Source organism: Nonomuraea sp. NPDC001699 (assembly GCF_053596455.1).
Map to the genome: position 1 here is coordinate 19,135 of NZ_JBSFGF010000030.1, position 14,210 is coordinate 33,344.

13 protein-coding genes are annotated in these 14,210 nt (G+C 75.4%); 1 reads left to right on the top strand and 12 read right to left on the bottom strand.

Annotated elements, in window-relative coordinates; genetic code table 11:
* Nucleotides 1–36: 36 nt before the first annotated feature.
* The 12 genes from ACWCSU_RS46275 to ACWCSU_RS46330 all read right to left on the bottom strand — a co-directional run bounded on the left by ACWCSU_RS46275 (nt 37) and on the right by ACWCSU_RS46330 (nt 12,143).
* Nucleotides 37–1,314: a protoporphyrinogen/coproporphyrinogen oxidase gene (locus tag ACWCSU_RS46275; RefSeq protein ID WP_449942702.1), complete on the bottom strand. Its 1,278-nt coding sequence runs from the start codon at nt 1,312–1,314 to the stop codon at nt 37–39.
* Complete coding sequence (locus ACWCSU_RS46280) at nt 1,311–2,237, bottom strand: UbiA family prenyltransferase (protein ID WP_449942703.1); 927 nt, start codon at nt 2,235–2,237, stop codon at nt 1,311–1,313. The genes ACWCSU_RS46275 and ACWCSU_RS46280 overlap by 4 nt, the downstream gene beginning before the upstream one ends.
* On the bottom strand, nt 2,234–3,373 hold the full coding sequence (locus tag ACWCSU_RS46285) for a DegT/DnrJ/EryC1/StrS family aminotransferase (protein ID WP_397038374.1): 1,140 nt from the start codon (nt 3,371–3,373) through the stop codon (nt 2,234–2,236). The genes ACWCSU_RS46280 and ACWCSU_RS46285 overlap by 4 nt, the downstream gene beginning before the upstream one ends.
* Nucleotides 3,370–4,572, bottom strand: coding sequence for a DegT/DnrJ/EryC1/StrS family aminotransferase (locus tag ACWCSU_RS46290; RefSeq protein ID WP_449942704.1), 1,203 nt, complete (start codon nt 4,570–4,572; stop codon nt 3,370–3,372). Before ACWCSU_RS46290 ends, ACWCSU_RS46285 begins: the two co-directional genes overlap by 4 nt.
* A gap of 168 nt (nt 4,573–4,740) precedes the next feature.
* Nucleotides 4,741–5,268, bottom strand: a complete 528-nt coding sequence (locus ACWCSU_RS46295) for an EF-hand domain-containing protein (protein WP_449942705.1) — start codon at nt 5,266–5,268, stop codon at nt 4,741–4,743.
* A gap of 172 nt (nt 5,269–5,440) precedes the next feature.
* Nucleotides 5,441–5,899 carry a DUF6917 domain-containing protein gene (locus ACWCSU_RS46300; protein ID WP_357696132.1) on the bottom strand — a complete coding sequence of 153 codons (459 nt, stop codon included), beginning with the start codon at nt 5,897–5,899 and terminating at the stop codon, nt 5,441–5,443.
* The gene (locus ACWCSU_RS46305; RefSeq protein ID WP_449942706.1) at nt 5,896–6,816 is read right to left on the bottom strand and encodes a Gfo/Idh/MocA family protein; all 921 of its coding nucleotides are present in this window, start codon (nt 6,814–6,816) and stop codon (nt 5,896–5,898) included. The genes ACWCSU_RS46300 and ACWCSU_RS46305 overlap by 4 nt, the downstream gene beginning before the upstream one ends.
* On the bottom strand, nt 6,813–7,991 hold the full coding sequence (locus tag ACWCSU_RS46310; RefSeq protein ID WP_397038369.1) for an Ldh family oxidoreductase: 1,179 nt from the start codon (nt 7,989–7,991) through the stop codon (nt 6,813–6,815). The genes ACWCSU_RS46305 and ACWCSU_RS46310 overlap by 4 nt, the downstream gene beginning before the upstream one ends.
* Complete coding sequence (locus ACWCSU_RS46315; protein WP_449942707.1) at nt 7,988–9,274, bottom strand: M20/M25/M40 family metallo-hydrolase; 1,287 nt, start codon at nt 9,272–9,274, stop codon at nt 7,988–7,990. Before ACWCSU_RS46315 ends, ACWCSU_RS46310 begins: the two co-directional genes overlap by 4 nt.
* On the bottom strand, nt 9,264–10,109 hold the full coding sequence (locus ACWCSU_RS46320; RefSeq protein WP_449942708.1) for a sugar phosphate isomerase/epimerase family protein: 846 nt from the start codon (nt 10,107–10,109) through the stop codon (nt 9,264–9,266). The genes ACWCSU_RS46315 and ACWCSU_RS46320 overlap by 11 nt, the downstream gene beginning before the upstream one ends.
* Nucleotides 10,093–11,112 carry an oxidoreductase gene (locus ACWCSU_RS46325; RefSeq protein ID WP_449942709.1) on the bottom strand — a complete coding sequence of 340 codons (1,020 nt, stop codon included), beginning with the start codon at nt 11,110–11,112 and terminating at the stop codon, nt 10,093–10,095. Before ACWCSU_RS46325 ends, ACWCSU_RS46320 begins: the two co-directional genes overlap by 17 nt.
* 158 nt (nt 11,113–11,270) lie before the next feature.
* The gene (locus ACWCSU_RS46330; RefSeq protein ID WP_449942710.1) at nt 11,271–12,143 is read right to left on the bottom strand and encodes an alpha/beta fold hydrolase; all 873 of its coding nucleotides are present in this window, start codon (nt 12,141–12,143) and stop codon (nt 11,271–11,273) included.
* A 78-nt stretch (nt 12,144–12,221) separates the two neighbouring features.
* Between ACWCSU_RS46330 and ACWCSU_RS46335 the strand changes: the two genes are divergently transcribed.
* Nucleotides 12,222–14,156, top strand: coding sequence for a BTAD domain-containing putative transcriptional regulator (locus tag ACWCSU_RS46335; protein ID WP_449942711.1), 1,935 nt, complete (start codon nt 12,222–12,224; stop codon nt 14,154–14,156).
* Nucleotides 14,157–14,210: the final 54 nt, after the last annotated feature.

The following is a 14,210-nucleotide window of genomic DNA, read 5'->3' on the forward strand; positions in this document are numbered from 1 at the left end:
TTGTCCGTGACGAGCGGTGTCTGTGGCGGGCGATGTCTATGACAGGCGGGCGAGCACCCGAGCGGCGGCCCGTTCCGCCGCGGCGACCGCGCCCTCGCTGCACGGCCGCAGGGAGACCCAGTCGCCCGCGTAGTCGACCGCCGATCCCGGACGCCCCTCGAACGACGCCCGCAACGCCAGCGCGCGCGGCGTCGCCTCCGGCAGCCCGTACGGGAACCGGTGCACGTGGAAGCGGGCCACCCGGCAGGCCAGGCCGGGGACGAACCGTTCGGCGCGCCCGACGAGCTGGTCGGCGATCTTCTCGTCGCTCTCGCCCATCAGCGCGGCGGTGCCCCGCGGCGAGGTGATGAGCGAGATCAACCCGGTGCCGGCGGGAGCGCGGCCGGGGTGCTTGTGATGGTCCACGGTGATCACGTTGAGCACGGGGTCCTCGGCCGCGGGCACCAGCGTGGCGAACCCGCGCCAGCCAGGAGCCGCCGGCCGGGAGAGCACGAGACTGAGCCGGAGCATGGGCGCGTACGTGCACGCCTCCAGGTACGCGCGCTCCTCCGGCGGGGCGCCGGGGTGCAGGCGGGCCGCCACCGGCGCGGGAACGGCCAGGACCGCCGCCCGCGCGGTCACGCTCCCCCGCGGCGAGTCCAGCCGCACCCCACCCGGGCACGTGACCACGCCCGTCACCTCGTGCCCGGTGACCACGTCGAGCCCGGCGGCGAGGACCCGGGCCAGGGTGTCCATGCCGTCGCGGTAGGTGTGCCAGGTGTTCGTGCTCCCGGCGGTCGTCAGGTGCTCGGCGAACACGGCGGCGGACGAGCGCCCGGCGTCCCAGCCGAAGAACCCGGCGACCAGCGGCTCGATGAGGAATCCGCGCAGGTCGGGATGGTATTTCCGGATCAGGTCGGCGACGGTGGCGGCGGGGTCGGGGCGGTGGCGGGCCAGGCGGAGCAGGAGGCGCGCCAGGTCGAGCCGGGCGCGCGGCGGCAGGCCCGCGCCGGTGAGCAGCCCGAGCGGGCGGCCCACGTGCGGGTGGACCCGCCCGTCCCGCCACACGCCGACGGCGTCGCGCACCCTCGGCACGGCCGCCGCGTCGAGACCGACCGCCTTGATCAGCCGCCAGGTGGCCGGATAGCCGTCGGCCGACGGCAACATCTCGGCGCCGGTGTCGATCAGGCAGCCGCGCGCCCGCAGAGTGCGCATCCGCCCGCCCACCTCCTCGGCCGCCTCCAGGACGCGGACCGCGAACCCGGCCCGGTCCAGCGCGTACGCGGTCGCGAGGCCCGCCGGCCCGGCCCCCACCACCGCGACGTCCACGTTCATGCCAGGACCAGGTTGGCCAGGATCAGCACGCCGACGGTGACCCGGTGGGTGCGGATCGCCACGCGCCGGGCCCGCAGGATGTCCCCGCGGACGAACCCGATCACGAGCTGCGCCACGCGAAGGGAGACCAGCGGCACGAGCACGCCCAGGAACCACCCGGGCGCGACCCCGGCGGCCACCGCCCATCCGACCACCACGCTCTCGGCCGCGGTCACCGCGGTGACGAAGGCCGCGTTGACCCGCGGGGACGTCCGGGCCGCGACGGTGAACCGCCCGGCCTCCCGGTCCCCCCGGGCGTCGTTGGTGTTGGAGTACAGACCGAAGATCATCGGCCCGAGGCCGAACAGCACCGCCTGCACCGCCACGAACCCGCCGGCCTGCCCCGTCAGCAGCCCGTACGGCACCAGCACCCACCCCACGCCGAGCCCGACGAGGAACAGCTCCTGGAACCCCCGGTAGCTGAGCTTGAGCCCCCACGAGTACTGCACGGCCGCGACCACGCACGCCGCCGCCGTCACGACCACCCACGCGGGCCGGTACGGGGCGGCGGCCACCACCGCGGCCCAGAGCACGACGCTGATCGCGGTGGCCGTCCAGGCGAACCGCAGCGCCTGCGGCTCGGTGAGCGTGCCGGCGACCAGCGGTTTGCGGGCCAGCCTGCGCCGGGCCGCGTCGGAGGAGTAGTTGGCCGCGTCGCTGCCGTCGCGGTGGCCGGTGATGTCGTCGAACCCGACCATCGCGGCCACCACGACCGCCTCGGCGATGAGCACGGCCAGCAGCAGGCCGACCGCGTACGGCTGCCACCGCCCGGCCGCCGGCAGCAGCGACCACACCAGCGGCAGGCCCAGGTAGTAGTCGTAGATGTCGAGCTTGGCCAGCCGCGCGTAGGGCCCGAGGCCGCGGGTGACCACCTGGTCGGTCATGGGTTCTCCTGCGGGGAGCCGTGGGCGAAGGCGCAGACCGCGTCGGCGATCCGTTCGACCTCGGCGTCGGCGAGCCGCGGGTGCAGCGGCAGCGACAGGTTGCGCCGGGCGGCCGACTCGGCCACCGGCCAGGACGCGCCGGGCGGCGCGAACCGGGCGAAGGCCGGCTGGGCGGGCAGCGGGCGCGGGTAGTAGACGTGGGTCGCGATGTCGCGGGCGGCCAGGTGGGCCGCCAGCGCGTCCCGGCGCTCGGTGAGCACGGTGTAGACGTAGTGGAACCGCCCGTCCCCTCCGACGGGCGGTGCCACGATCCCGCGTTCCACCAGGGGCGCGAAACGGCGGGAGTAATAGGAGGCGATCTCGGCCCGGCGCGACAGGCGGTCGTCCAGGCCGGTGAGCCGGTGGAGCTGGAAGGCCGCCATCACCTCGTCGAAGCGGCTGTTGTAGCCGACGCGGTGGTGGTGGAAGCGCCGCGCGGCGTCCTGCCCGTGGTTGCGCAGCACCCGTACGTGCGCCGCCAGCGCCGGGTCGTCGGTGATCACCACGCCGCCCTCCCCCGGCATGCCGAACGTCTTGACCTGCACGAACGAGTAGACGCCCGCGTCCCCCCACCGCCCGGCCGGCCGCCCGCCCAGCGTGCCGCCCTGGGCCAGCGCGGAGTCCTCGACCAGCCGCAGGCCGTGCCGGTCGGCCAGGTCGCGGAAGCGCGGCATGTCGGCCATCACGGAGAACATGTGGGCGGGCATCACCGCCTTGGTGCGCACGGTGACCAGCGACTCGGCCGCGGCGGGGTCGGCGGTCAGCGTCACGGGGTCGATGTCGGCGAAGACCGGCCGCGCTCCGGCGCCGACGACGGTGGCGGCCAGCGGGGCGCAGCCGAAGGCGGGCACCACGACCTCGTCGCCGGGGCCCACGTCCATGGCGGCGAGCAGCAGGGTGAGCGCGGAGGTGCCGCTGGAGCAGGCCACGACGTCGGCCGCGCCGAGCCGGCCGCGCAGCTCGCGTTCCAGGCGGGCGGTGTGCTCGCCCAGGATGAACTTCTGGGCGTCGCCGGTGCCGACGGCGTAGACCGTCCTGAGCAGGGTCGCGCGGTCGTCCTCGAACAGGTCGGCGGCGAAGAAGGGCACCCGGCTCATGCGCGCCGTCCCCGGTAGAAGCCCTCGATCTCGTCGCACACCCGGTCGGCCTCGGCGTCGGACAGATCGGGGTAGAGCGGCAGGGCGAGCGCGCGCTCGCAGGCCGCCTCCGCCCTCGGGAAGTCGCCCCGGACGTGGCCGAGGTGGGAGAAGCAGGGCTGCAGGTGCAGTGGGAGCGGGTAGTAGATCTCGGTGCCGATGCCCGCGGCGGCCAGGTGCGCCGCCAGGGCGTCGCGGGACTCGACCTCGACGAGGTAGACGTAGCAGACCCGGTTGCCGCCCGGGTGCGGCGGCACCGCGCCCGGCACGGCCAGCACGCCGGGCAGGTCGCGCAGCCGGACGTCGTAGCGGGTGGCCAGCTCGGACCTGCGGGCGATGTCGGCGTCGAGCCTGGCGAGCTTGGCCAGCAGGACGGCGGCCTGGAGGTCGTCCATCTTGCTGTTGCAGCCGGGCAGGACGGTGGGGTTGGCGATGCCCGGGAAGTGGTCGAGGGTGCGGCCGCCGCGGCCGTGGTGGCGCAGCGCCCGCGCGGTGTCGGCGATGTCGTCGTCGTCGGTGAGCAGCGCTCCGGCGTCGCCGATGGCCCCGAGGGTCTTGGAGGGGAAGAACGACAGGACGCCGCCCGCCCCGACGAGCCCGGCGTGCGTGCCGTCGAGGCGCATGCCGATGGCCTCGGCGCTGTCCTCCAGCACGGTCAGGCCGCGCCGCCGGGCCACCTCGCACACGCCCCGCAGGTCGGCCAGGCGGTCGAACAGGTGCGCCGGCATGACCATGCGGGTGCGCGGCCCGGCCACGGCGTCGACGGAGGCCGGGTCGACGCCGTGGCCGCGCTCCTCGATGTCGGCGAAGACCGGCACGCCGCCGGCCAACACGACGGAACTGGCGGTGGCGATGAAGCTGTAGGCGGGCACCACGACCTCGTCACCGGGACGCAGACCGGCCGCGCGCAGCAGCAGCACCAGCGCGTCGGTGCCGGAGTTGACGCCGACGACGTGCGTGGCGCCGGTCCACAGGGCGAGCCGGCGTTCGAGCTCGGCGACCTTCGCGCCGTGGGAGAACTTGCCGCGGTCCAGCACGTCGACGCAGCCGGTGCGGATCTCCTTCCACAGCCGGTCGAACGTCGCCGCCTGGGAGAAGAAGGGGATGGGAGCGGCGGCGCGGGGCGGCGATCCCCCGGGCGGAGAGAGTGTTGTCTCCAAGGTTCCCGTCCTGGTGCGGTGGTGGGCGGGGCCGCCCGGGGATGCGGCCCCGGACGGCCCCTTTCGGGCGGAGCCGCCCGGGGACACACGGCCCCCGGACGGCCCTCTCGGCAGAGCCGCCCCGGAGACAGCGGCTCTGGGCGACCCTTCGGCCTGCTCAGGCCTGGGTCACCTGCCGAGCAGAGGGATGTCGTTCTTGCCGAGGTGGTAGTCGCGGACGGCGTCGACCAGCTCGGAGACGGACAGTCTGCCGGTGCCGTCGGTGTCCATCTGCCGGAACGCCTCGTCGGCGACGTGGCCGTCGAGGCCGATGGCCGCGAACCACTTGGCCATCTCGGAGGAGTCGACCTCCCCGTCGTCGTCGCGGTCGAGGACGTTGACGATCGCCTGGATGGTCGGGCGCACGACCTGGGCGAAGCCGGCGTCGCCGCGGCTGATGATCTCCTGTTCGGCAGCCCGGACGAACTGCTCCTGGTCGAGCCTGGACGCGCCCACCGCCCCGGCGAGGTGGTCGAACATGGCCAGGTACGCCTGCTTCAGCTGCTGCGCCTGTGGCGTCCCCTGCACGCCCAGGCCCTCGATGATGCCGTCGGCCTCGTTCTCGAAGTCGGAGCGCTCGATCGCGCCGGAGCCGTCGTTGTCCCAGAGGCGGAAGCGCTCTTCCAGCCGGCTGGTCGTCTTGGTGCCCGCAGCCATTGTCTGTCCTTTCGTGACACGCGCCCGCCCGCCGTCGTGGGGATCATCGGGGGGAGGGACGCGACCTCTAGTGGGAGTCCGAAACGAGCGATTCCCACTACTGTGCGCAATCAACAGATTACCCTGTGTGACTATTGGTAAACCAGAGGTCACGGAAAGTAATCGAAACTCTCTAGAGCAGCGGCCAGCGGAACACGCGGGCCCCACCCTCCTCGGGGTCGCCGGGCAGGGGCTGGCTGAACACCAGCGGCTCGCCCGGCATGAGGCCCAGCTCGCGGCCGGTGGCCGCGGGGTCGGCATGGATCAGCACGTTGTAGTGGTTGGGCAGGTGGCAGCCGTCGAAGCCGAGCAGCACCCCGACCCGGCGTCCGCCGATCCACACCTCGTCGCCGCGGTCCAGCACGCCGGCCGCGACGATCTCGGCGAAACCCAGGAAGGCGACCCGGTCGATCCTGGCCCCCGCGTCGGTCTCGGTGTGGTCGGTGGCCACCAGCTCGTGCACCTCGCCGGCGCGCACGCACCGGCTGGCGTGCGGTTCGAGCAGCATGCCGCGGTCCTGCCTGCGGTGCACCAGCACCTTCAGCAGCGTGCCGGTGACCGCGGTCTTGGGGCCGTCCTCGTCGGGGTTCACGCGGCCCCCCGTCCGGCGCCGGCCTTCTCCAGGCGGTAGACGTCCTCGACGAAGCGCAGGGCGGGCAGGCCGCCCTCGCCGTCGGGGGTGCCGTAGCGCACGCAGCGTTCGAACGCGGCCAGCACGCCCTCGTACTCGTGCCACAGGGAGTTCTTGAAGCCCGCGTGGCCGGCCAGCATGTCGGCGTACAGGGCGCGGCCGTCGGCCAGGCGCAGCTCCAGGTCCTTGCGCTCGCCCGGGTAGGACCAGTCGAGCAGGATCCGGGCGCGGGCCGCGCCCGCGCGCAGCTCGACGTCCGCCTGCCGGTCGACCCCCGCGGCGTCCCGGTCGACGTGCGCGGAGACGACGTGCGCCGGGCCGAGCAGCAGGTCGACCAGGTCGAACGCGTTGGGCCCGTTGTCGGCGACGCAGCCGCCGCCGCAGCGCCGTGCGTCCAGGTACCAGGAGTCGGCGCCCGCGTGGTCCTCGATGCGTTCCAGGTAGCGCACGGTCAGCTCCTCGACCCGGGCGCCCGCGCACGCGGCGCGCAGCCGTCCGACGGCGCAGTTGTAGCGGCGGTGGAAGGCGGTGAACAGCGGCACGTCCGAGCCGGCGGCCAGGTCCGTGAGCCGCCTGCCCTGCGCGGCGTCGAGGGCGAGCGGCTTCTCCACGCAGACCGGGATCCGCCGCGCCAGCGCGTCGGCGCAGACCCGGGCGTGCAGGTCGTTGGGGACGGTGACCACGACGGCGTCGGGCCGTTCCTCGTCGAGCAGCCGCAGATGGTCGCGGTAGGCGGGGACGCGGTGACCCTCCAGGGCGCGCGGGTCGGTGTCGCAGACCGCGACCAGCCGCAGGCCGGGCGAGGCGTGCAGGGCCGCCAGGTAGAACCGCGAGATCACGCCGAGCCCGATGACGGCGACCCGCAGCCGGGCGCTCACCGCTCCACCACCAGGGCGGGGGCGTCGAGTCCGGTGGCGGCGGCGAGGGCGGCCAGCTCGTCGTACAGGTCGGCGCCGAGCGGGACGCCCGAGCGCCGGTGCTCCTCGGCCCGGCGATGCTCGTGCCAGCCGGGATAGCTCACCGGCAGGCCGGAGCCGGCGGGCGGGCAGCCGAGCAACGCGCCGAACAGCGTGGCCGCGTCGCCCTCCAGGCCCTCGCGCAGCACCCCCGGCGCGATCGCCAGGGCGAGGAAGCCGATGTCGTCGTCGCGCCCGCTCGGGCCGCCGTCGCCGTCGTACGCGTCGGGGTGGGCGCCGAGGCCCGCGCCCGGCACCAGCGCGGCCAGCACCTCGACCGCCACCCCCAGCCCGAAGCCCTTGTACTGCCCCGCCTCGCCGCCGAGCCAGAGCAGGTGAGCCCGTCCCTCGTCGAAGGCCGCGGCGTCGGTCACGGGAGCGCCGTCCTCGTCGGCCAGCACCCCTTCGGGCAGCTCGTCGCCGTGCCGCGCGGCCTGCCTGACCCGTCCGGTGGGCATGGCGGTGGTGCTCATGTCCAGCACGAACGGCGGATGCCCGCCGGCGGGGGCGGCGACGCTGATCGGGTTGGTGCCCAGCATCGCCACCGCGCCCCCCGGCGGTCTGGCGATGCGCTGGCGGCCGCAGTTGCTGGCGATGACGCCGACCATGCCGTACTCGACCGCGCGCAGCGCGTGGTGGCCGGCGCAGCCCAGGTGGGTGCCCCCGCGTACGGAGACCAGGCCGACGCCGTACGTCGAGGCCCGCCCGGCGGCGATCTCCATGGCCAGGCCGGCGGCCCACAGGCCCAGCGCGCGACCGGCGTCGAGGAGCACGGCCGCGCCCCGGTCGGCCAGCACGGACGGCTCGGCCAGCGGGTCGACCCGCCCCTCGTCGAACAGCGGCAGGTAGAGCCGGGTCAGGTTGGCCAGCCCGTGGGAGGTCATGCCGACGAGGTCGCCGTAACACAGTGCGGCGGCGGCCTCGCGGGCGCGTTCGGGGGCCAGGCCGCGGGTGGTGAACACGGCGGCGACGAAGTCCAGCAGGTCGTCGTGGCGCACCCGTACGGCCGCCCGCTCCTGTCGCGGTGCGGCCCTCGGGACCGGCGGGTACGGATGCGCGGGCGGTGCGTCCGTCGCGGGTGAGGCAGTGGGGTTCATGCTCCTCGTCCAATCCTGTCGTCGGTGAAGGCGATCATCAGGCGGGCCACGGCGGCGGCGAACCCGGCGAGTTCGTCGGCCCGCGCGAACTCCCCTCCGGCATGGGCGTTGTTGCCGGCCAGGTCCCCCGGCCCCAGGACGACCGTGCAGGCGTCCTCGACGCCCGCCATCCAGATGGCGTCGCAGGTGAACGCCGGCTCGCCGGCGGGCCAGGGCGGGATCCCGGCCCGGTCGCGCAGGAGCGCGTGCCCCCACGCGTCGCGGTCGTCGAGCACGGGCAGGCCGCGCTTGCGCCACTCCAGCCGGGTGACGGCCCTGGCGTCGCGGGCGGTCCTGGCGAACAGGGCGGTGCCGCCGAAGGCCGCCGTGAAGGCCGCGAGGCCGTCGTCCAGGGCCCGGGTGAGGTCCTGTTCCAGGCGCCGTCCGGTGGCGGGGGTGGCGTAGGGCAGGTTGAGCAGGAGGGAGCCGCGGCCGTACACCTGGTTGTGGCGGGTGCCGGTGTGCACGCCCGCCACGCACACGGTGTCCGGGTCGAGCGCCCTGGCCAGGTGCTGGGCCAGGAAGCCGAGCAGGACCGTGGCGTTGTGCCCGGCGGCCGGCCGGTCGTCCACGGCGTGCTCGCCGTCCACCACGATCCGGGCGGTCGCGGCGGCCGTGCTGCGCGGCAGGAACCGTACGCCGGTGGGCTCGCAGAAGACGTTGAGCCGCCCGACGTAGCCGCGTTCGACGAGCGGGCGGGTGCCGAGCACGCCCATGGCCCCGCCCTCCTCGCCCGCCACGGCCTGGATCAGCACGCCGACCTCGCGCCCGATGGCCGGCCGGCGGGCGCGCGCCGCCCGCAGCCCGGCCAGCAGCGCGACGGCCGGGCCCTTGGCGTCGATCGCGCCGCGGCCGTGGAACCGCTCGCCGTCGAACCCGGCCGCCTGAAGGCCGGCGACCGTGTCGAGATGCACGTTGAACATCACCGTGCGGGACGCCGGCAGGCCGGGGCCCAGCCGGAGCACCAGGCTGGGCTGGGCGTCCAGGAAGCCGGGCAGGTCCAGGGCCTCGCGCACGGGCGCGGGGACGTCGGCGCGGTGCAGCTCGGCCGGGCGCACGCAGGTGTGCCGTACAGTGCGGAAACCGAGCGGCGCGGCGGCCCGCGCGTACTCGTCCTGGGCCTGGCGCAGCCGCGGGCGCGGACCGGCCGGCCCGGTCTCCAGCGGGCCCGCCGTGGGCAGCCGCAGCAGCCTCAGCAGCAGGTCGCGCTCCGCCGCGTCGAGGGGCACGGCGTCAACGTCCATCGACCTGCCCCACCAGCCGTTCCAGCGCCCGCCCGTACCGGACGAACGCGGCCTGGTCGCCGCGGCCCGGGTCGTCGAGGTGGGGGCGCAGCCGCAGATGCGGCTCGATGGACAGGGCGCCGGTGTAGCCGTGGGCGGACAGCAGGCGCAGGCACTCGGCGACGCCCGCGCGTCCCTCGCCGGGCAGCACGTAGACGACCTCGCCGCCGGGGCCGGTGACGGCGTCCTTGACGTGGACGTGCGCGACGTACGGGACGACCTCCCGCAACATCGGGGCCGCCGGGTAGCCGTGGGCGACGCCGTTGCCGATGTCGAACAGCAGCCGCAGCGCCGGGCTGCCGATCCCGGTCACCAGGTCCAGCATGCGGTCGGCGCGGTCGCCCGCCCAGCCGGCGCAGTTCTCGTGGACCAGCAGCAGGCCGGCGTCCTCGGCCCGGCGGGCCAGCTCGCGCAGCCGGTGGCGGACCCGCCGCCCCCACTCGGGCTCGGCCAGCCCGCCCGAGGGGAAGGACATGATCCGCACCAGCCGCGTCCCCAGCGCCGGGCAGCGGCGTGCCAACACGTCGAGTTCGGCGAGGTCGAGCGCGAAGTCGCCGGTCACGGGCCGCGACCAGTCGCCGATCTTCGAGGCGACCGCGACGACCTCGGCCCGCGCATCGCGCAGCCGCCGCGCCGTGCGCAGGAACGCCGCCTCGCCGAGCCCGGCCACCGGCACGCCGTCGATCGTGCGCAGCTCCAGCCGGTTCCAGCCCAGCTCCCCCACGGCGGCCAGCTGGCCGTCGAGGTCGGGGGCGGCCTCGTCGCCTATGCCGGCCAGCTCAGGTGGTGCCTGCACGCGGCGCCTCCTCAGGCCCGGGCTCGTGCGCCGCGCACAGGTGCTTGGCCTCGGTGAGCAGCCGCACGGCGTCGACCTGGACGGGCAGCGCGCCGGGCGAGCAGTGGGCGCGGGCGTAGCGCCGGTAGGCGGCCAGCAGGAAGGCGGGCAGGGCGTCGTCGGCGAACACCGAACGGCGCTCGCCCTCGGCCGTGGCCACCCTGAGCTGGGCGGTGTGGTCGGCGTCGCTGCACGGGTAGTGGCCGGTGAGCGTGCCCCGCTCGAAGTGCAGGGTGATGCGCCGCTCCCGTACGGGTGAGGTCAGGTCGGAGTCGATCTCCGTGCGCACGCCGGAGTAGTGGTCGAGCCGCAGCCTGGCCCGTCCGAGCCGGGGGAGGCGGTGGCGTTCGGTGACCATGTCCTCCCAGGACGCCTCGGAGATCCGGGCGCCGCCGGCCAGGCTGAGCACCACGGCGAGCGCGTGCGGCACCTCGATGTCGAAGGCCGTGGTGGCGTCGGGACGCGCCGCGCTCCGGGTGAACCTGGGCTTGTTCTGCACGACCCGGATCTGCCTCAGCGGGCCGAACTCCTCGGCGTGCATCGCCGCCCGGAGCCGGCCGGTGAGCGTGCTGTCGAGCCAGTGGGTGGCGACCGTGAGGTCGAGGTTCCAGCGCCGGCGCACCCGGGCCACGGCCGCCAGCCCGACCAGGTCGAGGGCGAGCGGCTTCTCCACGATGAACTTGCGGTAGCCGAGCGGCGCCAGCCGGGCCAGCATCCCGGCTCTGACGTGCGGCGGGGTGCACAGGTGCACGACGGTCCGGTCGGGGGGCGCGAGCGCGGCGGCCTCCTCGGGCGACCCGGCCGGCACGGCTCCCCGTACGCCGCCGGGCGGCAGGAGGGGGTCGAGGACGACGACCGGGCCGGGCGCCAGCAGCCCGGGGGCCGCCTCGCGCACCTTGGCCAGGGAAGGCAGATGCAGCCCTGCGCCGGATCTGCCCATCCCGACGATGAATGCGTGCAACATGCTGGAGAGCGCCTCTACTCCGTCGCGTGCTCGGCTTTCCGGCCCGTACTTTTCTCACCGGAAGGACGACCTCATTTGGCGCTGTCATTGTCGAATAACTTACCGTGACATGTCAATTACTTTAAGTTACGACTATCGGCTCTGACCAGCACGACCGGCTACCGGGACACGAGGTCGCGCAGCGCCCGCGCGATCTCGGCGGGAGACTCCTCGGCCATGAAATGTCCGCAGGTGACCGTGTCGTGCCGCAGGTCGGGCGCCCAGGCCCGCCACAGCGCCGCGGCGTCGTACCCCAGGGCGGCGCCCCAGTCCTGCTGGAGCACGGTCACCGGCATGCGCAGCCGGCTGCCCGCCGCCAGGTCGGCGCGGTCGTGCTCGACGTCGATTCCGGCCGAGGCCCGGTAGTCGGCCACGATCGACGGGACGGCGGCGCGGCAGGCGTCCAGGTAGGCGGCCCGGACCTCGGCCGGGATGGCCGCCGGGTCGTTGGTCCACAGGTCGAGGAAGTAGCCGAAGAAGGCGTCCGGGCTGGCGCCGATGAGCTGCTCGGGCAGGCCGGGCGGCTGGGCCATGAGGAAGAGGTGGAAGCCGACGGAGGCGGTGACGCCGCGCATGACGTCCCACATGTCGAGGGTCGGCAGCACGTCGAGGCAGGCCAGGTGGCTGATCGCCGCCGGGTGGTCGAGGCCGGCGCGGAAGGCGACCAGCGCGCCGCGGTCGTGTCCGGCCAGGGCGAAGCGCTCGTGGCCGAGAGCCGCGGCCAGGGCCACCACGTCGGCGGCCATGGTGCGCTTGGAGTAGACGTCCGGGCCGGTCTCGGCCGGTTTGTCGCTGGCGCCGTAACCGCGCAGGTCGGGGCAGATGACGGTGTGGTCGGCGGCGAGGTCGGCGGCGACGTGCCGCCACATCAGGTGGGTCTGCGGGAAGCCGTGCAGCAGGACGATCGGGCTGCCCGAGCCGCCGACGGCCGCGTGGATCGTGACGCCGTCGGCGACGGCGACACGGCGGTGGTCGAATCCGGGGATGGTCATGATGGTGCCCTCCTTCGTGGGTGACCGGGTCGGTTCCCAGCGTGCCGGGGGCGGATGAGCATCCGGTGAGCAGGAAGGATGGGGGGCGTGTTCGGGGTGCTGGGGCCCGTGGTGGCCTGGGACGACGAGGGCGAGCCGATCCCGCTGAAGGGGCCGCGGCATCGCGCCGTGCTGGCCCGCCTGATCGTCGCCCGGCGCCGCGTCGTCCCGGTGACGCGGCTGGTCGAGGACCTGTGGGACGATCCGCCGCCGGACGCGGTGGGCGCGGTGCGCACGTTCGTGGCCGCCCTGCGCCGGGCGCTCGAACCCGGACGCCCGCCGCGCGCCCCCGCCCGGCTGCTGGTCACCGAGGGCCCCGGGTACGCCCTGCGCGCCGCCCCCGACGCCGTGGACGCCTGGCGCTTCGAGCAGGCCGTGACCGGCGGCCCGCCGGAACCGGCCCGGCTGGAGGAGGCGCTCGGCTGGTGGCGCGGCCCCGCCTACGCCGAGTTCGCCGACGAGGACTGGGCGCGCGCCGAACGTGCCCGCCTGACCGAGCTGCGGCTGCACGCCGTCGAACGCCGGGCCGAGGCGCAACTGGCGCTGGGCCGGGCCGCGGAGGCCGTCCCCGACCTGGACTCGCACGTCGCCGAGCACCCCTGGCGCGAGGATGCCTGGCGGCTGCTCGCCCTCGCCCTCTACCGCACCGGGCGTCAGGGGGACGCGCTGGCCGTGCTGCGCCGGGCGCGGACGCTCCTCGTCGAGCAGCTCGGCGTGGACCCCGGGCCCCGGCTGCGCCGCCTGGAGTCGGACATCCTGCACCAGGACCGCGGGCTCGCGGCCCCCGCCGACGCCACGGCCCGGGTGTGGGCGCAGGCGGCCGAGGCGTACGACCGCACGGTGGGGGCCGGGGCCCGGGCGCGGCTGGAGTCGACGGTCGGCCTGCTGCGCAACCTCGCGGTGACCGGGGGCGGCGGCCTGGAGGCGGCGCGCGGGCATCGTACGGCGGCCATCGAGGCGGCCGAGGAACTGGGCGATCCGGAGCTGACGGCCCGGGTGATCGGCGCCTACGACGTGCCGGCTGTCTGGACCCGGTCGGACGACCCCGAGCAGGCGTCCCAGGTCGTCGCCGCGGCCGAACGCGCTCTGGACGCCCTGCCGCCCGGCGCCTCCGAGGCGGCCCGGGCGCGGCTGCTGGCCACGATCGCCGTCGAGTCGCGCGGCACCCGTTCGGCCCGGGGACGGCGGGCCGCCGCCGAGGCCGAGCGGATCGCCCGCCGCCTGGACGACCCGGCGCTGCTGGCGTTCGCGCTCAACGGGGTGTTCATGCAGGCGTTCGAGCGGGCGGGGCTGGCCCCCTACCGGGACGGGATCGGGGCCGAGCTGGTCGCCTTGTCGTCGCGGCACGGGCTGGTCACGTTCGAGGTGCTGGGGCATCTCGTCCGCGTCCAGGCGCGCGGGGCGCTCGGCGACTTCGCGACCGCCGACCGGCACGCGGACGCCGCCGACCGGCTGGCGGAACGGAACGAGCTGCCGCTGGTCAGCGTGTTCACCGAGTGGTACCGGGTGTTGCGGGGGGCGGCCTCCGGGCGGGTTCCCGCGGCCGAGGAGGAGGCGGCCTACCGGGTGGCCGCCGCGCGGCTGGACGACGTCGGGATGCCGGGGTTGCGGCAGGGGCTGCTGCCGCTGGCGCTGCTGTCCGTACGAGTGCGGCACGGCCTGCCCGTCCTCGGCGGGGAACCCGTGGAGTGGGGGCCGTACGAGCCGTGGGTGCGGCCGCTCGTCCTGCTGGACGAGGGGCGGGGCGCCCAGGCTGCCGAGGCGGTCGGCCTGGTCCCGGAGCCGCCCCGGGACCTGCTGTTCGAGGCCATGTGGTGCCTGGTCGCGCGGGCCGCGATCGCGGTCGGCGACCGGCGGACGGCGGCCCGCGCCCGCGAGGCCCTCACCCCCGCCGCGGCGGAGCTGGCCGGAGCCGGCAGCGGCCTGATCACGCTGGGCCCGGTCGCCGACTTCCTCACCGCCCTCGGCACCTGATTTCCTGCCTCACCACTCCATGGCCGCCGGTCTGTCGGTGGCGGGCTGTTCAAT